Source organism: Bacillus sp. NEAU-242-2 (assembly GCF_027853835.1).
GTDB lineage: Bacteria > Bacillota > Bacilli > Bacillales > Bacillaceae > Bacillus > Bacillus velezensis.
Map to the genome: position 1 here is coordinate 83,334 of NZ_JAPNNY010000001.1, position 20,930 is coordinate 104,263.

The following is a 20,930-nucleotide window of genomic DNA, read 5'->3' on the forward strand; positions in this document are numbered from 1 at the left end:
GTTTTTACGGGGACAGCGGTCAGCCGGCTAAAACTTACTGGAGGGATATTAATGTCAGAATTCAAGCAACAGGAGTTGTTCTGGAGCAGCATGTTCGATGCGGAAGATCGTCCCAGTGCAATCCCTTCGTTTCAAATGTCGGACTCAACAATAGAGCACGATGCGCCGAGTGAACCCAACCGGATTCACAGTTCATTGAGCTCCGATGTATCCCTGCGCATCATGAAAATGACGAATAAATCGCCAATGGCCGTTTATATGGTTCTCCTGGTCGGAATCGAGTGTCTTTTGTACAAATATACGGGGGAAGAGGGCGTTATTGTAGGTGTACCGGCCTTTGAAGACGAAACCGATGAAGACCTTCGTTTAGATCAAGTCATGTTAATCAAACAAAACATAAATGCGGACAGCACATTTAAATCCATATTTAATGAATTCAAGCATACGCTGAACGGAGCCATCTTAAATCAGCACGTTCCTTTCGATAAAATGGCCGGTCCATTAAATCTGAACTACGATTCAAATCATTTGCCAATGATCCATACGATCGTATCACTAGATCAGCTTCATCCCATTCGTTTTATAGAAACGGCTGCTGCTGATACGTTATTTCAGTTTTCCATCGAAAATGATTCGATTCATTTAAAGTTAACTTATAATGAACAAGCTTATGATCGCCAGTATATGATGCAAGTGATCGAACATGTAAACCGGGTTTTTTCAAGTTTGTTATTCCAACCCGACCTTATGATCCGACAGCTTAATATTCTGTCAGACTCAGAGACAAATCAACTCATCGCCTATAATCAAACGGCTGCAGAGTATCCAAGAGAAAAAACGATTCATCAATTTTTGGAGGAACAAGCGGAACGCACCCCTGATCAAACGGCTGTTGTCTACGAGGATAGCCGTCTGACGTACCGGGAATTGAATGAAAAGGCGAATCAACTCGCTCGGACACTGCAATCTGAAGGCGTGCAGCCGGATCAGCCGGTCGGGATTATGGCCGAACGCTCCCTGGATATGATTGTAGGGATCTTCGGGATCTTGAAAGCCGGCGGGGCGTATGTACCGATTGACCCGGGCTATCCCGAGGAACGGGTTCGATACATATTGGAGGATTCGGATACGAAGTTGTTACTCGTGCAGAATCAATCGCAAGAGAGAGTACCTTTTACGGGAAAAGTGCTGGATATGAAAGATCCGCACAACTTTTGTGAAGACGGGTCGAATGTAGAGCCGGCTGCTGGTCCGGATCATCTGGCCTATGTTATTTATACATCGGGTTCAACGGGCAAGCCGAAAGGGGTTATGGTTGAGCACCGGTCGGTCATCAATCGGCTGGTGTGGATGCAGGAAAAATACCCTCTGGATGAGCGGGATGCGATTCTGCAAAAAACTGCGATCACCTTTGATGTATCAGTGTGGGAACTGTTCTGGTGGACGCTGGCAGGTTCTAAACTGGTGCTGCTGCCAAGCGGAGGAGAAAAGAATCCCGAGCTGATTTTAGATACAATTGCACAAAAAGGCGTCAGCACACTGCATTTTGTACCGGCGATGCTGCATGCCTTCCTGGAATCCATGGATCAGAAGCCAAGCGGGATGTTGAAACAAAAATTAGCGTCATTAAGACATGTGTTTGCAAGCGGTGAGGCTTTGAAGCCTGTACATGTCGCAGGCTTCAAACGCATCATCATGTCGGTGAGCCAGGCTCAAATCATCAACTTGTACGGACCGACTGAGGCAACAATTGATGTATCATACTTTGATTGCCAGACGGAAGAAACATATGCAACGATTCCGATAGGCAAACCGATTTCCAACATTCAATTGTATATATTACATGCTGATTTGGAACATATGCAGCCGATCGGTGTGGCGGGAGAACTGTGCATAGCGGGCGATGGGCTTGCAAGGGGCTACTTGAATCGTCCCGAACTGACGGCCGAGAAGTTTGTAAACCATCCGATTGCATCAGGAGAACGGATATACCGGACGGGAGACTTGGCAAGATGGCTGCCGGACGGCAATATCGAGTATTTGGGCCGGATTGATCACCAGGTGAAAATCCGCGGTTACCGCATTGAAATCGGCGAAGTCGAAGGCGCTTTTTTTCAGCTGCCGGCGATCAAAGAAGCCATCGTCATCGCCCGGGAAATCGATGGGGAAACATCCTTGTGCGCCTATTATACCGCACAACATGCTTTAACTGCAGGCGAGCTCCGTGAAGAGCTGTCCCGGCAGCTTCCATCCTATATGATACCTGCTTATTTCGTTCAGCTGGAAGAGATGCCGCTTACTTTCAACGGGAAAATAGACCGTAAATCCCTTCCTTCTCCAAGAGAGAATCTTACAGGCATGAACTATGAAGCTCCTCGAACAGAACTGGAAAAAATACTGGCCGCGGTGTGGGAGTCGGTCTTAGGCTTAGAACGGGTCGGAATCTCAGATCATTTCTTCGAATTGGGGGGCGATTCCATTAAGTCGATTCAAGTGTCCTCAAGATTATACCAAGCCGGGTATAAGTTTGAAATCAAACACTTGTTTAAATACCCAACCATCTCCGAGCTTGTTCCATACGTAGAGCCGGTAACCCGAATCGCAGAACAAGGAGAAATCAAAGGCCGTGCACTGCTGACACCGATTCAGCATTGGTTTTTCGACCAGAAATACCCGGAATTACACCATTACAATCAAGCGATTATGCTTTATTGGAAAGAGGGACTGGATGAATCCAAGCTTCGGGAAGTCATGAAGAAGATCACAGAGCATCACGATGCTTTGCGCATGGTCTATGTTCCGACAGAAGATGGATATGAAGCCCGAAATCGGGGGATCGAAGAAGGTGATCTGTTCAGCCTTGAAGTGATCTCATTACGCGAAGAAAAAAATGTGTCCCAGACGATAGAAACCATTTCAAATGAGATTCAGCAATCCATTCATTTAGCGGAAGGACCGCTCATGAAACTGGGATTGTTCCGGTGTCAAGAGGGAGATCATTTGCTGATTGCGGTTCATCATCTGGTCATCGACGGCGTATCGTGGAGGATTTTACTTGAGGATATAGCGGCAGCTTATGAGCAGCTTCAAAACGGAGAAGCGATCCGGCTTCCGAAGAAAACGGACTCTTACCTGTTATGGGCTGAACAGTTGAATCGTTATGCAGAAAGTCAGGAATTCGAAGCGGAAAATCAATACTGGTTCAGACAGAAACATAATCCGCAACATACATTGCCAAAGGACAATGGACAGGAGACCGGTCTGGCCAAAGACAAGGAAACGGTCATTGTTCAATGGACCGTCGAGGAAACCGAACGTTTATTAAAAAACGCTCACAGGGCTTATTCGACCGATATGAACGATTTATTACTGACCGGTCTGGGAATTGCTGTTCATCGTTGGACCGGATATGAAGACATTCTCATTCACCTTGAAGGACACGGCAGAGAGTCTATCATTCCGGATCTCGATATTTCGCGTACGGTGGGATGGTTCACAAGCCTATATCCGGTTTCGCTTCAAATCAAAGCTGATCAGGATATCCCGGAGCGGATTAAAACAGTGAAAGAAAATTTGCGTCAGATCCCCCAAAAAGGAATAGGTTACGGCCTGATCAAATATTTGTCCGATCACCCGAAGGCGCATGAATGGACCAGACATCCGGAAATACGTTTCAATTATTTGGGTCAATTTGATCAAGATGTCCGGAACGGCAGGATGGAAGTATCCCCTTACTCAAGCGGGAAAACAGCCAGTGACAATCGCCCCTTGACCTATACACTTGATATCAACGGCATGATTTCAGACGGCCGATTGTCGCTGGCCATCAGCTATAGCGGTAAACAATATCAAAGAGAAACAATGGAAGCCTGTGCCGATCTCTTAAAAAGCAGCCTGCAGCAAGTCATCGCACATTGTGATGCTCAAGATCAAATTCACCTGACGCCAAGCGATATTTCGTTAAAAGGTATAACGATCGGTGAACTGGATCAATTTGTGCAGCAAACGAGTCATCTCGGTGACATTGAAAATATATACCCATTAACCCCGATGCAGAAAGGAATGTTGTTCCACAGCTTGATCGATTCGGCTTCCGAAGCTTACTTTGAACAAGCCGCTTTTGATCTGAAAGGTTTCTTGGATATCGATGCATTCAGGATGAGTTTAGCGCATCTGGCCGAAAAATATGACATTCTTCGGACTCTTTTTTATACAGAATGGAAAGATCAGCCTTTGCAGATTGTATTCCGGCAAAAACCGATTGAAACGGCCGTTGAAGATATTCGCAGCATGAACAGTCATCAGCGCAGCGAGTTTATTGCCGATTTTGCCAGAAGAGATAAGGCGCGGGGATTCAATCTCACCCGGGATGCTTTAATGCGCGTATCAATCCTGCGGACAGAGGAAGACCAAGCGCGATTGATATGGAGCTTTCATCATATTTTAATGGATGGCTGGTGTTTGCCTCTTGTTACGAAAGAAGTGTTTGAAACCTATTATGCGATACTCGAGCAAAGGCAGCTGAAGCGGGGAGCCGTCACTCCATACAGCCGATATATCGAATGGCTCGATCAACAAGATCACAAACAGGCGTCAGCCTATTGGCGTAATTACTTGGAAGGTTATGAAGGGCAAACTGTTTTATTACAAGAACAATCTTCCGGCCAGACAAACCAGGCGAAAGGATACGAAAAAGGAGAGCATACGTTTCATTTAGGAAAGCAGCTCTCAGACGAAATCAAACGGGCCGCAAGCCGCCAGCAAGTCACCGTCAATACATGGATACAAACCGCATGGGGCTTATTGCTGCAAAGATATAACGGAAGTCAGGATGTCGTCTTCGGCACGGTCGTATCCGGCAGACCGGCAGAAATTCCGGGAATTGAAACCATGGTCGGTTTATTTATCAATACCATTCCCGTACGTATTCATACGCAGCCTGAAATGACAGCTGCACAAGTATTGAAAGTGAACCAGGAGCAGGCACTGGCTTCTCAAAAATATGATACATTTCCGTTGTATGACATTCAGGCTCAAACTGAGCAAAAGCAGCAGTTGATCAATCATATTATGGTATTTGAGAATTACCCGGTTGAGAAACAAATAGAACATATGAAGCAGGATGACAACGCATTAGACATTCTCGATTTTCATATGGAAGAACATACACATTATGACTTTACTTTTATCGTGATGCCGGATGGAGAAATTGACATTCGTTTTGTATACAACCGCGATGTTTATGATCAAGCAAGTGTCGAACGGATGCAGACGCATTTCATGCAAATCATGAAGCAAATGGCGGACGATCAGAAAGTTCGCGTACAAGACCTTGATATCGTAACAGCGGATGAGCGATCGCTTCTGATAGATAAGTTCAACGATACGGCGGCTGAGTATCCAAAGGAAAAGACGATTCATCAATTGTTTGAAGAACAAGCGAAGCGAACGCCGGAGCAAGCAGCGATTGTTTTTGAAGATAAGAAGCTGACATATCGGGTAGTAAATGAACGCGCCAATCAGCTGGCCCGAACCTTGGTTGCCAAAGGACTTCAGGCCGAGGAGCTTGTCGGCATTATGGCGGAACGTTCACCGGAGATGGTGATAGGCATCCTTGCTATTTTGAAAGCCGGGGGCGTTTACGTACCGATCGATCCGGATTATCCGAAAGAACGCATCCATTATATGCTTGAGGATTCTAACGTCTCTATCTTATTATTGCAACATCATCTTCTGGAAGGTACCGATTATCAAAGTCATACTGTCTTCCTTGACGATCCGTCATCATACGACGCCGAACCATCTAATCTCAATCTGAGCGTGATGCCAAATCAATTAGCCTACGTGATTTATACATCAGGAACTACGGGGAATCCGAAAGGCACGCTCATTGAACATAAAAACGTGGTTCGTCTGTTATTTAACAACAAAAATGTTTTTGATTTTAACGCATCGGACACTTGGACTTTGTTTCATTCCTTCTGCTTTGATTTTTCAGTATGGGAAATGTACGGAGCGCTGCTGTATGGGGGCAAATTAGTGATTGTTCCGAAACAAATAGCAAAAAACCCGGAAAGGTATTTGCAATTGTTAAAATCGGAAGCTGTGACCATTTTAAATCAAACGCCAAGTTATTTTTATCAACTGATGCAGGAGGAGAGAGCAGATCCCGAATCCAATTTAAACATCCGAAAAATCATATTTGGCGGAGAGGCGTTAAATCCATCCTTCTTGAAAGACTGGAAGCTTAAATATCCTTTAACACAATTAATCAATATGTACGGCATCACCGAAACCACCGTTCATGTCACATATAAAGAAATCACGGAACGGGAAATCAACGAGGGCAGAAGCAACATCGGACAACCTATTCCTACTCTGCAAGCGTATATTTTGGACGAATATCAACGCATTCAGGTCATGGGCATACCGGGCGAGCTCTATGTGGCAGGAGAGGGACTTGCCAGAGGATATTTGAACCGCCCGGAATTAACGGCTGAGAAATTTGTTGAACACCCGTTTGCTGCAGGCGAAAAAATGTACAAAACGGGAGATGTCGCCCGGTGGCTGCCTGACGGCAATATCGAGTATTTAGGAAGAATTGATCATCAGGTGAAAATCCGGGGCTACCGGATTGAAATTGGCGAGGTCGAAGCGGCTTTATTGCAATCGGAATCTGTCAAAGAAGCGGTCGTCATCGCGATTGAAGAAGAGGGCTCAAAGCAGCTGTGCGCCTACTTGTCAGGAGACGATTCATTAAATACGGCGCAGCTGAAGCGTCATTTACTGAACAAACTGCCCGCTTATATGATACCGGCTTACTTTGTTCAAATGGAGAAGATGCCGATAACCGCAAATGGGAAAATCGATCGAAAAGCTTTGCCGGCTCCTGAGGGAAATAGGCTCACCGGAACCGAATACGAAGCGCCCGGAACGTTAATTGAAAAGCAGCTGGCCGAGATATGGAAGAACATTTTAGCTCTCAGTGACCCGGGAATTAAAGATAACTTCTTTGACGTTGGCGGCCATTCGCTCAAAGTATTGCAAGTTATTCATCAAATCAACGACCGTATGGGAATCAAAATGCATTATCAAGCCGTATACGATTTTCCTACCATCGAAACAATGGCACGCGCCATTCAAGCGGCAGTTTTCGAGTCCAAGACGGATAACGTATTCGTCAAGATGAATCAGAACGGTTCAATCCCTTTGTTCTGTTTCCCGCCTTTAATCGGGTACGGGCTGGTCTATAATGAAATGGCGAAAAGACTAGACGGCCGCTGCACCGTCTATGCCGCTGATTTCTTAGAAGAGCCGTCTTACGAGCAAGAGATCGTCGACCGGTATGCAGAAAGCATGATAGGCATTCAGGAACGAGGGCCTTTTGTTTTACTCGGTTACTCCTCGGGGTCGAATTTGGCTTTTGAGGTTGCCAAAGCCTTGGAGAAGCGCGGACGCATCGTATCGGACATTATGATGCTTGATTCTAAAAGAGCTGTTTCGGTGAATTATTTTTCGGAAGAGGAAACCGAAGAGATCATTCATCGGAATCTGGATATCATTCCGGATTATTACAGAGAATTATTAACCATTCCTTCCATTAAGGATAAAATCAGAAGCTATCTCACATATCACAATAAACTGATCAATTCCGGCGCGGTGAGCGCCAACATTCATCATTTTCTATGCGGCGAGTTGACCGATAGAGGATGGAAGCAATCAACCGCACAGCATTACCTTGAGTACAAATTAAAAGGAGACCATGTGACGATCTTTGACCCTCACAATATTGAAGAAAATACGGATACAATTCGATCTCTTATCAAAAGGATTGAAGAACGGCATCATCACGGACTTGTTCTTGAAGAACAACTGTCAATAGGATCGTTTGCTGGCGACACGAAGTTTGACAAAATGTAAGTGATTCAGGGCAAAATGCCGCTGACTGCAATCGGCGGCATTTTTCATAAAAGAGGGTCAGATATTTGCAACGTTTTCACTCTAAAAATCATTCATTTTACGCATTCTTCATGACCTGTTGTTATCATATTTTTTAAAAATCTAATATGCGGAAACAGGAGGATGTTAAGCTGATGAAAAAGTGCAGCGTATGTTTATTTGTTCTTGCTTTATTATTGAGCTGTTTACCTGGGGAATATGCGAATGCGGTAAGCACTCCAATTGCAAAACATGTTGGGAATTCAAATCCGCTTATCGACCACCATCTGGGCGCAGATCCGTTTGCGCTGACCTATAACGGAAGAGTCTACATCTATATGTCAAGCGATGACTATGAATATAATAGCGACGGCACGATTAAGGATAATTCATTTGCCAATTTGAATAAAATATCCGTCATATCTTCAGCGGATATGGTGAACTGGACAGATCACGGAGCGATTCCCGCAGCGGGTGCCAATGGGGTGAATGGCGGCCGGGGGATTGCCAAATGGGCAGGAGCATCATGGGCCCCGTCAGCCGTGGTGAAAAAGATCAACGGTAAGGATAAATTTTTCCTTTATTTCGCAAACGGCGGCGGAGGTATCGGGGTTCTCACCGCAGACAGCCCGACCGGCCCATGGACAGATCCGATCGGAAAACCGCTGGTGACGCCAAGTACACCAGGAATGTCCGGTGTTGTATGGCTTTTTGATCCTGCAGTATTCGTAGATGATGACGGTACCGGTTACCTATATGCCGGCGGAGGCGTTCCGGGCGGTTCAAATCCCACACAGGGGCAATGGGCCGATCCTAAAACAGCAAGAGTCATGAAATTGGGGCCTGATATGACCAGTGTTGCCGGAAGTGCATCTACGATTGATGCGCCTTTTATGTTTGAAGATTCGGGAATGCATAAGTATAACGGAAAATATTACTATTCCTATTGTATCAATTTCGGGGGCGCGCACCCGGCCGATAAACCTCCAGGTGAGATCGGCTATATGACCAGCTCAAGTCCTATGAATTCTTTTTCGTATAGAGGGCACTTTCTGAAAAATCCGGGAGCATTTTTCGGAGGCGGCGGAAACAATCACCATGCTGTTTTCAATTTTAAAAACGAGTGGTATGTGGTGTATCATACTCAAACTGTCAGCTCCGCTCTTTACGGGGCCGGCAAAGGATACCGTTCTCCCCATATAAATAAGCTTGTGCATAATCCTGATGGCTCCCTGCAAGAGGTAGCGGCAAATTTTGCAGGTGTCAAACAGCTGTCCAACTTGAATCCATATCACCGGGTAGAAGCGGAAACGTTTGCCTGGAACGGACGGATTTTGACCGAGAATTCCTCTGCACCCGGCGGGCCGGTCAATAATCAACATGTCACAAACATTCATAACGGAGACTGGATTGCTGTTGGAAATGCAGACTTCGGGTCAGGCGGTGCAAGGACGTTTAAAGCAAATGTAGCGTCCGCTCTTGGCGGAAAAATAGAAGTGCGACTAGACAGTGCAAACGGTAAGCTTGTCGGAACCTTGAATGTCCCTTCCACAGGCGGAACGCAATCCTGGAGAGAAATAGAAACTGCGGTAAGCGGCGCATCCGGTGTTCACAACGTATTCTTTGTATTTACCGGAACTGGTACAGGAAACTTGTTTAATGTTGATTACTGGCAGTTTACACAAAGATAAGCAAAGGTACGTTTTCTAAGTCTATAAAAGACAAATGAAGGAGAGGAAAAAAATGATGTCGAGCGTAAAAAAAACAATTTGTGTATTATTGGTATGTTTCACAATGCTGTCCGTCATGCTGTTAGGACCGGGAGTTACTGAAGTTTCAGCAGCAAGTGATGCAACAGTTAATATATCTGCAGAAAGACAAGTGATTCGCGGTTTTGGAGGAATGAACCACCCGGCTTGGATTGGAGACTTGACTGCGGCTCAACGGGAGACCGCTTTTGGCAATGGGCAGAATCAGTTAGGTTTTTCGGTTTTAAGAATTCATGTAGATGAAAATAGAAATAATTGGTACAAAGAAGTGGAGACTGCAAAGAGTGCGATCAAACATGGAGCAATCGTTTTTGCTTCCCCTTGGAATCCGCCAAACGATATGGTTGAGACTTTCAATCATAATGGTGACACATCAGCTAAGCGGCTGAGATACGATAAGTACGCTGCATACGCGCAGCATCTTAACGATTTCGTTAATTTCATGAAGAGTAATGGTGTGAATCTGTATGCGATTTCTATGCAGAACGAGCCTGATTACGCTCACGAATGGACATGGTGGACGCCTCAAGAAATCCTGCGTTTCATGAGAGAGAATGCCGGTTCCATTAATGCCCGTGTGATTGCGCCGGAATCATTTCAATACCTGAAAAATATATCGGACCCCATTTTGAACGATCCGCAGGCGCTTAGGAATATGGATATCCTCGGAACCCACCTGTACGGCACTCAGGTCAGTCAGTTTCCTTATCCTCTTTTCAAACAAAAAGGAGCGGGGAAGGACCTTTGGATGACGGAAGTATACTATCCGAACAGTGATAACAACTCGGCGGATCGATGGCCTGAGGCTTTAGGTGTTTCAGAGCATATTCATCATTCAATGGTAGAGGGAGATTTTCAAGCTTATGTGTGGTGGTACATCCGCAGATCATACGGCCCTATGAAAGAAGATGGGATGATCAGCAAACGCGGATACAATATGGCTCATTTCTCAAAATTTGTGCGCCCTGGCTATGTAAGGATTGATGCAACGAAAAATCCTGAGCCGAATGTTTATGTGTCAGCCTATAAAGGAGACAATAAAGTCGTGATTGTTGCCATTAATAAAAATAACACAGGGGTCAACCAAAACTTCGTGTTGCAGAATGGATCTGCTTCGCAAGTATCCAGATGGATCACGAGCAGCAGCAGCAATCTTCAACCTGGAACGGATCTCAAAGTAACGGATAATCATTTTTGGGCCCATCTGCCGGCTCAAAGCGTGACAACATTTGTTGTAAAGCGTTAGAGACATCAGCATCGCAATAAGCCAATTTTCTTACTCGAAAAAGAAAATTGGCTTATTTTCTGTGGAAGAGAAGTGTTGGTTTTTTAACGATACACGGACATTGGGTATAATAATGACAATGACTTCAAGGAGTGATCAATATATGTCACGGCTTCACAGCAAAGTATTAATCATAGACGATGAAAAAGAAATTTTGGAACTGATCAAAACCGTATTAATAAGAGAAGGCATTGATCGCGTAGTGACCGCTTCAACTGCCCGTGACGGATTGGCTCAATTTCATCAAGAAAATCCCGATCTTGTGATATTGGATATCATGCTGCCAGACGGTGAAGGCTATGATATCTGCAAGCAAATAAGAGACATTTCACACATTCCTATTATCTTTTTGTCTGCAAAGGGGGAGGAAACGGATAAAATTGTAGGACTTGCCATCGGCGGGGACGACTACATTACAAAACCTTTCAGCCCTAAAGAAGTCGCATACCGGGTCAAAGCGCAGCTGAGACGGGTCTCTTACTTACAGCCTTCTCAAACCGGAACCGTGATAAAAAAGGGGCCATTTGAATTAAACCAACAACAAGCCGAGCTCACCAAAAATGAAGCGGCTATTGAGCTAACACCTAAAGAGCTTATGCTTATGACCTATTTTCTGCAGCATCCCAATCGGGTGATCAGTAAAGAAACACTCTATCAAGCTGTATGGGGAGAAGACTTTTTCGGTTCTGACAATACGGTGATGGTTCATATACGCAGGCTCCGTGAGAAAATAGAAACTGTCCCATCAAAACCAGACTTTCTCGTCACTGTGAAAGGGTTAGGCTACAAATTTGTTGTAAAGGATGCGTAAGGATGAATTGGCGATTAACAGGCAGATACATGGTATCTGTCATCATAGTGACCGTCATTACAGTCTTCATTAATTTATTTATTTTTATGTTTTGGCTCGTTTTCCAGGCGAACACCCAACATGACGAAGAAAGTACACCGGAAACTTTCACAAGATCATTCCGACAATATGTCACGTTATCGAACAATGGTATCACAGTAAACAAAGAGGGCCAAAAAGCTTTAAAAGAGCAGAATGCATGGATTCAAATATTAGATGAAAACGGACAGGATGTTTATCATGATAGAGAACCTAAAGGACTGAAGAAAAAATATACGCCTATTGAAATTGTAAATTTACATAAATATAAGGATGAACAGTTATTGTCAACCATTTACGCCGGCGGAAAAAAAGTAAACGGCAAGGAGTACAGTTACTTTATAGGGTTTAAAAATCCCTCTCTCGGAAAATTTGTCCTCTCATATGATACCAAGGAATTTGTGACGAAGTTCAATGCAGGAACCATCATATTATTATCAATAGATGCATTGATCGCGTTACTCATTGGCTATCTATTCAGCCGGCAGCTCACAAAACCGCTCGGCCGTGTCATTCAAGGAATCCAGCGGTTAGCTAATGGAGATTATACGATCAAAATGAAATCCAAAGGCATTTATAAAGATGTCTTCTATAATGTCAATCACTTATCGGAACAACTATCTTTAAGCAAAAAAGAAAAAGATAAATTAGAACAAATGCGTGAAGAGTGGATCAGTCATATTTCTCATGACATTAAAACACCATTAGCATCTATTCAAGGCTATGCAGAAATCATCAAAGATCCGAATTATCATCTCACAGTCGAGCAGATCAGAGAGTACGCCCGGATCATTGAGAGTAAATCCCTCTATATGAAAGATGTGATGGAAGATTTAAATTTAACGACAAGGCTGAAAAACAACGATGTGATGTTAAATAAAGAACGGGTAAACCTTGTATCGCTTCTGCGGGAAACGTTAATTGATATTTTAAACGATTCCAGATATGCGGATAAGTCCATTGAGCTTCAAACGAACCTGGAAAAGCTGATGCTGAACCTTGATGCGATATTGATTCGGAGAGCGGTCACGAATCTCATTTTAAATGCCCTCGTTCACAATGATCCCGATGTGAAGATCGTTGTACAGCTTGAACAAAAAGAACGAACTCATGTGACAATTAAGGACAACGGCAAAGGGATAGAAGAAGAGGAGCTGGAAAAAGTGTTTGATCGCTATTACAGGGGGACAAATACAGGAACGACGCATGCAGGCTCTGGTCTTGGAATGGCCATAGCAAAGGATATTATCCAAAAGCACGGAGGGGACATCACCATTCACAGCACCGCGGGAGAAGGGACAACGATAGATATACAATTATCATAATGGCTATACAAAAAACGGTTCTGCTGATTAATAACAGAACCGTTTTTTCCTATTGTTCCGAAAACACTTTGATTCCTTTGACAATGTTCCAAATGAAAAAATAGATCGCCACAAGGAATGTAACAGCATAAGTCGCAAGCAGGAAAGGCCCGGCATGTCTGATATCATTCATACCAAGTAAACCTGAAGCGATGATGCCAATTCCAAAAATCAAATAAGGAATCAGATGCGTCCATAAAGATTTTTTCGCATGATCTTTCACATCATCCTGGCTTAAGAAATAGACGATAATCGGAAACAGAAACGGTGCAAAAAATATACTGAAGTAACATAATGAAGACAAAATTTTATTTTCTCTCAAACCTTTTCACCTCTATGATTTATTGAAGGGGGAATTCTTCTGGCTGAATCTCACACTGAAGTACAATCTTATTGTACAACTCCAACCTTAACCCGTATTAATCCGAACCTTACATCAACCTTAAATTAACAAGGACGGGCAAGGGCTCGTCTTTTTACAGCAATCATAAGATTCAATGCCATATTGAGACTCATCACATTTAGCGCGTCTACGTTGGAAATACATTTAATTTTTCGATTCGATTGAAAAATAACGTGTAAAGTCCCGATTCAGTCCAGTTTTCTTTGTTCTATATGTGTCAGGTGTGTCTTATTCAATAGAGATAGAGCAAATTGACAGGCTTTTAAACCTCCCAAAAACAAGAAATTAGGTTGATAGACAATCATGAGAAAGATTTTTACAATGAGTTCGAGCTCATAAGAAGCGAAGAGCCAAAATGATGCGAAGGAGGAAAAGATCAGATATGAAACGGTCAATTTCTATTTTTATTACGTGTTTATTGATTACGGTATTGACAATGGGCGGCTTGCCGGCTTCGCCGGCATCTGCAGCAGGGGCAAAAATGCCAGCAGCCAAGAATGGTCAGCTTAGCATAAAAGGAACACAGCTCGTAAACCGAGACGGCAAAGCGGTACAATTGAAAGGGATCAGTTCACATGGACTGCAATGGTATGGCGATTTTGTCAATAAAGACAGCTTAAAATGGCTGAGAGACGATTGGGGCATAACCGTTTTCCGCGCGGCGATGTATACGGCAGATGGCGGTTATATTGATAATCCGTCCGTGAAAAATAAAGTAAAAGAAGCGGTTGAAGCGGCAAAAGAACTTGGGATATATGTCATCATTGACTGGCATATCTTAAATGACGGCAACCCAAACCAACATAAAGAGAAGGCAAAAGAATTTTTTAAGGAAATGTCAAGTCTTTACGGAAACACGCCAAACGTCATTTATGAAATTGCAAACGAACCAAACGGTGATGTGAACTGGAAGCGTGATATTAAACCGTATGCGGAAGAAGTGATTTCCGTTATCCGCAAAAATGATCCAGACAACATCATCATTGTCGGAACCGGTACATGGAGCCAAGATGTGAATGATGCAGCCGATGACCAGCTAAAAGATGCAAACGTCATGTACGCGCTTCATTTTTATGCCGGCACACACGGCCAATCTTTACGGGATAAAGCAAACTATGCACTCAGGAAAGGAGCGCCTATTTTCGTGACGGAATGGGGAACAAGCGACGCGTCTGGAAATGGCGGTGTATTCCTTGACCAGTCGCGGGAATGGCTGAATTATCTCGACAGCAAAAACATCAGCTGGGTGAACTGGAATCTTTCTGATAAGCAGGAATCATCTTCGGCTTTAAAGCCGGGAGCATCTAAAACAGGCGGCTGGCCGCTTACAGATTTAACTGCTTCAGGAACATTCGTAAGAGAAAACATTCTCGGCAACAAAGATTCAACGAAAGAACGCCCTGAAACGCCAGCACAAGATAACCCCGCACAGGAAAACGGCATTTCTGTACAATACAAAGCAGGGGATGGGGGTGTGAACAGCAACCAAATCCGCCCGCAGCTTCACATAAAAAATAACGGCAATGCGACGGTTGATTTAAAAGATGTCACTGCCCGTTACTGGTATAACGCGAAAAACAAGGGCCAAAACTTTGACTGTGACTACGCGCAGATTGGATGCGGCAATCTGACCCACAAATTTGCGGCGCTGCATAAACCTAAGCAAGGTGCAGATACCTATCTGGAACTGGGTTTTAAAACAGGAACGCTGTCACCGGGAGCAAGCACAGGGAATATTCAGCTTCGTCTTCACAATGATGACTGGAGTAATTATGCACAAAGCGGCGATCATTCCTTTTTTCAATCAAATACGTTTAAAACAACGAAAAAAATTACATTATATCATCAAGGAAAACTGATTTGGGGAACAGAACCCCATTAGTTAAGCTTTAGGCGGACATCAGCAACGATGTCCGCTTTTATCATCTTAAACAGCAATACATGGAGGTTTACGTGAAGGAGTAGATAATGATTCACTGAACATATAATGTAATCGTTTCACAGTTTTGAAAAGCGTTTATCGCGCAATGTATGTATTTCACATCCGCCACTTTTATTACTTAAGGGGGAACAAGAGAATGAAAAGGTATGACGCATTTCCAGAGCCAATTGGCGGCTATACTGTCGGCCGCACCCAAATGGATTTTGAGTACACGGCATCAGATCATACAAAAAGAGAACTGACGGCGTTTGTGTACTATCCGTCCGACAGCAGCGAAGGGAAGACTACATCAACGTACATGTTTCCTGAAGTCTGCGAAATGCTTGATGAGCAGCCGCTTCTCACTGCGTTGAAGGATGCTTACTCTATAGATATCAAGACCCAATGTTACGACGACCTTGCTCTCTCCGGGAAAGAAAAGCGTTATCCGGTGTTATTCTATGTTTGCGGCGGAGGCGGTTCTCCAGAATGGGGCACAGTGATCTGTACAGACTTGGCAAGCATGGGATATGTGGCGGTAAGCATCGGCCATCAGAATAGCACGATGTATAAGCGTAAAGATGGGCGCCTGTTTAATGTATCAAAGGATTTTTCTGATGCCATTTTGGCGTTTTCTGAAGATCCGGAGATGCTGGCGTTGTCTGGTAAGATGGAGATGCGTCCTGACGATGAAACTGCCATTAAGATGTGCCATAACGTGTTTACACTGCCGATTCTTGGCAAGTTAACAAAGTATTGTGAATTACAGGCGGAAGATGTAAGGTATGCAGCCGATTATCTTGTCAAACTGGACTCTGGAGAGCTGAATTCCATCTTTAAGGACAGATTGTTGCTTGACATCGGCATGGGCATAGTCGGACATTCTTATGGCGGGGCTACGACGGCGATTGTTTGCCGGGACGACGACCGGTTTGCCTGCGGGATTGGATTGGACAGCGGAGCGTTCGGCCTTCAGGGCAGCGACCTTAAGAAACCCTTTTTGCTGCTGTTTTCTGAACCGAACTATAACATGAATGCGATCATTGGGGCTAACAATAGCATGGATACCTATTATTTCTCTGTTGATCGTGCTGCGCATTTAGATTACTGCGACATCGTGTTTACCAGTGTGAATGAGGAACTTAGAGGCGAACGGGATGCCACGGAGATGCGAAATCTTGTTACAGACTATACGAAGAACTTTTTTGATCATTACATCCTGCAGAAAGCTGCAAGTGTGGAAAGTCTGGCATACGATGGCGTGGACTTGATCAAGAAGACCAGCAACAAGTGACATAACCGATGAAAATACTCAAACTGAAAAACCTTTATGACCAATTTAATTTATTAAGGACGTAGAGGTTTTTTAATATTACCTTACAAAAAAGGGGATGCTGTTAGAATATGGATTCGCTTTTATATTCTCTTCATAATTTCTAGTTTACATAATATATATTCTAGGAAGTTACACAGAGAAATGAATTACCAGTCTCATAAACCAAGTATACTTTAGTTATTGAGACAAAAAAGAGAAATTTATAACTGCAATAACCGCACATTGTGTTATTGCAGTTAGCGTTACACGTATAAAAATGTTTACAGCGTTAGTTTTGATTCAGCTGAAATAAAACCTAACGCAAAAGCAAGCTTGAAATGAATTTCTTGTTTGGTCATTACCCGCAATGAGATCATTTCTTTAGGCAAGCATATAAAAAATCAGGTCTGATAATACTTTGCCGCATCTTCCCTGCTTTTTTCCGACGAATTTTTCGCATCGGCTCCCCGAGCAAGTATGACAGCCGCCAGCCAAAGCACTGCAGCGAAATAAAATCCGGCTCTGAGCCCAGCCAATCATTAAAAAATCCCGCAACCAAGGTCCTCCGAAAATACCGAGTGCATAAAGCGCCTGGTATGCCCCATCGATGTTGCTCTCATGCCCGCCGGAACAGACTCAATCGACATTCCAAGCAGCAAAGGAAAGATAATGCCGAGTGAAAAACCTATTATAAAAGGAATGATTTAAATAAAAACGGCAATGTGACCCAGTTTCCGCACCTGCGAACAAAAGTTCTCATCACTAACAGAGCCAGTGCGTGCGGAATCATAAACAAAAAGAACAAGATTTTCAGCAGGGCCATCTGCCCGGCTGCCTTCATCATGCCGCTCAATGTAGGAATCTTTGCATGAGAAAAAGCCGCCTGATGAACAGACGGCTCTGCAGCTTGTTATTTGCTTCGGTTACCTGCGGAAGCGTGAGTGATCCGATAATGCACAGTTAAAAATTTCAGTCCGAACAGCCACATATGATGAACGGCCTTCAGGCTTGTTTCGCTCTGGGCTGAAATAAGAAATGTCTCTGCCAGCGGAAGATGACACGTTCCCCATTTTGTCTGGAGATAAATCCCTTCATCACCCGCTCCGCTTTTTCGCCGTCTGCTTGTCAAAACAAGATTCTGCTTATGCGCATAAGGCTTTAAAATGCCCGTCATTTGGCCGTACGGCAGCGGAAGAGAGATATTCATGTATCCTTCCCCTTTTGCCCTGTACGCTGAATACAGCGCAGTAAAAACGGTTTCCTGCTTTTCATTTGTTCTGATCCACGCACGGACATTTTTTCTGCCGTCTTTGTCAGAGTCAATTCCTATAATATCACTGTGCATGATATACCAATCCGGATTCATGGACAGATGAATCTGCCCCGCTCTTCTGCTGAACCGCTCGTACACGCACGCGAACGGACGAAACCATCCGCTCCATGTCACTTTTGCCATGATGTCATAATCAATTGTCTCTTCATAAAAGGAAATAACGGCCGGCGCCAGCTTTTCAATTGAAAAGTCTTCAGAATGCAGTTCTCTCAGCTGATCCTGAAGGCCGGTATAATGGATGTCATTTGCTGCATGAATGTCAGTCAAAAAATCTTTGCCTATCGTTCCTTTCCCGTAAATTCTGCTGAACGTTCTTTCACTGTTCTCATCGAACGGTCTAGGATTTTCTATTCTCCACCCCGCCAAAGCCGGCAGGATAACGCCGAATGCATTGACGGCCCCGTGAATCCAAATCATCTGGCTGATCGTGAGCGTTGCCTCCTCGCGGTAGACACCGTACGAATATATCAAAGAAAAAGCAATTGTGATCATTAACACAGCCGAAGAACTCCTGATCAAGATCCTGCCTGTTTTCGTAACAAACGGCGCCTTAAAGACGAGATATGCATTTACATACAGACCCGCCAGGTACAGAGCGACAGCAATCACATCAAGTGTCTTTGAAAATGTAATCCCCAAGGCAATAAGGACCGGCGAAATCAAAATAATGACCGTGCTCCACCGGTAAAGTACGCGTTTCTCCCGTATGATCCTGCCGAGCAATCCGTTAAAGATCGGAATGAGAAAAGCGGAATAGTGAAAGTGCACCGCCGTCAGCAGAACGATAAGCGGGCCGAAATTCATGACGGGAATCTCAAGAACATATGCGAAGAACCAGAATCCGCCCCCGGCCAAATAAATGAAACCCGCCATAACAGACATCTCTTCTGTTCTGTGAATATTTGTTTTCATCAGCCGCCAGACAGCATACAGTGCCAGTCCAAGCGTATAAATGAGCCACACAAAGGCAAAAAAACTGAAGCCTGTGACAAGCGCAAGCGCCGCACATATAGCGGCAACAGGATAACTCCGTAACAACACATTCTCTAAGGTCTTTGACGGCCGAAAAGCAAAGCAGAATACAGCGGGAACGAAAAAAAGTATGGATAATAAAACAAACGTCTCAGCAGCTGATATATACGGAGCTTCAGCCGCCGCAAATCCCAAAAAGCTAATCACGCTGACCATGAGATGACGCTTCAGCATGTTTCTCCCTCTGTTTCCCGGAAAGTCCCCCGGTAAGAGAAAAGCGTGCCGAGTATCCGGTTTTTCACATGAACCTTTATGCTGAAGCAATTCATTTCCTCATCATAAGCCTCATAAACGGTTGAACTGCCGCACAGCCATGCCGGAAGCGGGATTTTCTTTCCGCCTATCAGGAGCCACTGCCTTCCGGATGTAATAACAAGCCCTCCGTCTGAAGACGCTTCTAAATGCAGTTCAGACAGTAGGATGTGAGGTTTGCCGAAGTAATCAAGAATTCTGTTTTCCCGCTCATCATATTCCATGACTGCATCAAAAAAACGCGTTTTGCTTTTAAAGAAAAAGGTACGATTCCATTCCACGCCATTTTGCCTGATTTTGTTTTCGATAGTGAAAGGGATATCGTTTCCCCTCTCTGAGAAAAAACATCTGAAAAAAACACCGGTCTTTAAAAGCATTCTGACAAGAAAAGAACCTCCCTTTATTTCTGACATAACGCCTTCTCCGCAAAACGTGCGTGATCCGTCAAATCTGTACCGTTTCTGCAGCATCGGGTGCAGTGATTGATAATGAGTAATCGCTTTTTCATACATTGAATCCGTCATTTCACTTCTCTCTTTCGTTTTGTATGCCAGGCGCTCGGCAGCTTGAACTTAAGAATCATGCCGGCTATCGTAAGCACTCCTAAAGAGATCACGAATCCGCCGCCGGAATATAGCAGTGCCGTTACACAAAAGAAGACTGACTGCCCGGCGTGAATCAGCCACTTTCTCCGCATGGGAAGCAGCCATAATACCCCTAACCCTGTCTCCAGCGCTCCCCTCACGATCTCTGCATCGGCACAGCCATCATGAAAGCCTTGAAAAAACCAATACAGACTGAATACGAGACACATACAGACATAGACAAATCCGAAACGGACTGATATCTTCGGATGTCTGTTTTGTTCTATCCAAAGCCGCAACGCATCAAAGCTCCATGCGGTAGCCCAGCTTAGCAGAGGACGAAATAAAAACCGGTCTATCCAACTTCCCGGCAGACCGCGGACCGTTTCATATTGATATTGAGTCAAAAATGAGGTTTGTCCGTTATCCCGCTCTATATACTTCCAGTAGCCCCTGCCTTCTTTTATAAGTGACAGCGGATGATCAGAGGCAAAAGCGAGCGAAGACACTCTTTCTGACGAGCGAGGCCTCATGTCACCTATTGATTCGCCTGTGCCGGATACCTTCAGCCCAAAACCGATTCGTGTTTCATATAGAAATCTCTGCGGTTCATCTGGCAGCCTATGAAGATATGTAATGTCAGAAAAACGCAGATCCCATTCCTTATGAAGATGCGGGTTTTGCGTATATTCCCAAAGTGTTTCTATATCAGATGCAATATTGATTTCGACATATATCGGCTTCTGTTTCATGCTCCCTTCTCTTCCCTTCTTTTGTAAACAATTCCTATATTATCATAGGAACAGGTCAAACGGCAGAACGAAAAGGCCATCCCGTTATCGGCA

At 44.3% G+C, this 20,930-nt stretch carries 12 protein-coding genes; 7 read left to right on the plus strand and 5 right to left on the minus strand.

Going from position 1 to position 20,930, the window contains the following annotated elements:
• Positions 1–51: 51 nt before the first annotated feature.
• The 5 genes from bamC to OWN49_RS00175 all read left to right on the plus strand — a co-directional run bounded on the left by bamC (position 52) and on the right by OWN49_RS00175 (position 13,206).
• Positions 52–7,920, plus strand: a complete 7,869-nt coding sequence (gene bamC, locus OWN49_RS00155) for a bacillomycin D non-ribosomal peptide synthetase BamC (protein WP_176283347.1) — start codon at positions 52–54, stop codon at positions 7,918–7,920.
• 170 nt (positions 7,921–8,090) lie between these two features.
• Entirely contained in the window at positions 8,091–9,629 is a 1,539-nt protein-coding gene (locus tag OWN49_RS00160) for a glycoside hydrolase family 43 protein (RefSeq protein ID WP_176283497.1), read from the plus strand.
• Between the two features lie 52 nt (positions 9,630–9,681).
• Positions 9,682–10,953 carry a glycoside hydrolase family 30 beta sandwich domain-containing protein gene (locus OWN49_RS00165; RefSeq protein WP_146276874.1) on the plus strand — a complete coding sequence of 424 codons (1,272 nt, stop codon included), beginning with the start codon at positions 9,682–9,684 and terminating at the stop codon, positions 10,951–10,953.
• A 142-nt stretch (positions 10,954–11,095) separates the two neighbouring features.
• Positions 11,096–11,803, plus strand: a complete 708-nt coding sequence (locus tag OWN49_RS00170; RefSeq protein WP_101563063.1) for a response regulator transcription factor — start codon at positions 11,096–11,098, stop codon at positions 11,801–11,803.
• Positions 11,804–11,805: 2 nt separating this feature from the next.
• On the plus strand, positions 11,806–13,206 hold the full coding sequence (locus OWN49_RS00175) for a sensor histidine kinase (protein WP_165409106.1): 1,401 nt from the start codon (positions 11,806–11,808) through the stop codon (positions 13,204–13,206).
• A gap of 49 nt (positions 13,207–13,255) precedes the next feature.
• Here OWN49_RS00175 and OWN49_RS00180 read toward each other — a convergent pair whose 3' ends face one another.
• A complete protein-coding gene (locus tag OWN49_RS00180; RefSeq protein WP_070081898.1) occupies positions 13,256–13,567 on the minus strand; it encodes a DUF4870 domain-containing protein in 312 nt (103 codons plus the stop codon).
• Between the two features lie 463 nt (positions 13,568–14,030).
• Here OWN49_RS00180 and OWN49_RS00185 point away from each other — a divergent pair, with 463 nt between their 5' ends.
• Both OWN49_RS00185 and OWN49_RS00190 read left to right on the plus strand, forming a co-directional pair.
• Complete coding sequence (locus tag OWN49_RS00185) at positions 14,031–15,530, plus strand: cellulase family glycosylhydrolase (RefSeq protein WP_176283346.1); 1,500 nt, start codon at positions 14,031–14,033, stop codon at positions 15,528–15,530.
• A gap of 196 nt (positions 15,531–15,726) precedes the next feature.
• A complete protein-coding gene (locus OWN49_RS00190; protein WP_176283345.1) occupies positions 15,727–16,863 on the plus strand; it encodes an alpha/beta hydrolase in 1,137 nt (378 codons plus the stop codon).
• A 422-nt stretch (positions 16,864–17,285) separates the two neighbouring features.
• On the opposite strand, the gene OWN49_RS00195 is transcribed toward OWN49_RS00190, so the two are convergent.
• The 4 genes from OWN49_RS00195 to OWN49_RS00210 form a co-directional block, all read right to left on the minus strand.
• A complete protein-coding gene (locus tag OWN49_RS00195) occupies positions 17,286–17,420 on the minus strand; it encodes a hypothetical protein (protein ID WP_255219917.1) in 135 nt (44 codons plus the stop codon).
• Between the two features lie 374 nt (positions 17,421–17,794).
• Positions 17,795–19,423: a YndJ family protein gene (locus OWN49_RS00200; RefSeq protein ID WP_070081895.1), complete on the minus strand. Its 1,629-nt coding sequence runs from the start codon at positions 19,421–19,423 to the stop codon at positions 17,795–17,797.
• Entirely contained in the window at positions 19,417–20,025 is a 609-nt protein-coding gene (locus OWN49_RS00205; RefSeq protein WP_070081894.1) for a DUF4166 domain-containing protein, read from the minus strand. The genes OWN49_RS00200 and OWN49_RS00205 overlap by 7 nt, the downstream gene beginning before the upstream one ends.
• A complete protein-coding gene (locus tag OWN49_RS00210) occupies positions 20,022–20,837 on the minus strand; it encodes a hypothetical protein (protein ID WP_176283344.1) in 816 nt (271 codons plus the stop codon). The genes OWN49_RS00205 and OWN49_RS00210 overlap by 4 nt, the downstream gene beginning before the upstream one ends.
• Positions 20,838–20,930 lie beyond the last annotated feature (93 nt).

Excerpts from the sequence above, each read along its gene's own strand:
- bamC (WP_176283347.1), top strand. The coding sequence starts at position 52 with ATGTCAGAATTCAAGCAACAGGAGTTGTTCTGGAGCAGCATGTTCGAT.
- OWN49_RS00165 (WP_146276874.1), top strand. The coding sequence starts at position 9,682 with ATGATGTCGAGCGTAAAAAAAACAATTTGTGTATTATTGGTATGTTTC.
- OWN49_RS00170 (WP_101563063.1), top strand. The coding sequence starts at position 11,096 with ATGTCACGGCTTCACAGCAAAGTATTAATCATAGACGATGAAAAAGAA.
- OWN49_RS00175 (WP_165409106.1), top strand. The coding sequence starts at position 11,806 with ATGAATTGGCGATTAACAGGCAGATACATGGTATCTGTCATCATAGTG.
- OWN49_RS00185 (WP_176283346.1), top strand. The coding sequence starts at position 14,031 with ATGAAACGGTCAATTTCTATTTTTATTACGTGTTTATTGATTACGGTA.
- OWN49_RS00190 (WP_176283345.1), top strand. The coding sequence starts at position 15,727 with ATGAAAAGGTATGACGCATTTCCAGAGCCAATTGGCGGCTATACTGTC.
- OWN49_RS00200 (WP_070081895.1), bottom strand. The coding sequence starts at position 19,423 with ATGCTGAAGCGTCATCTCATGGTCAGCGTGATTAGCTTTTTGGGATTT.
- OWN49_RS00205 (WP_070081894.1), bottom strand. The coding sequence starts at position 20,025 with ATGACGGATTCAATGTATGAAAAAGCGATTACTCATTATCAATCACTG.
- OWN49_RS00210 (WP_176283344.1), bottom strand. The coding sequence starts at position 20,837 with ATGAAACAGAAGCCGATATATGTCGAAATCAATATTGCATCTGATATA.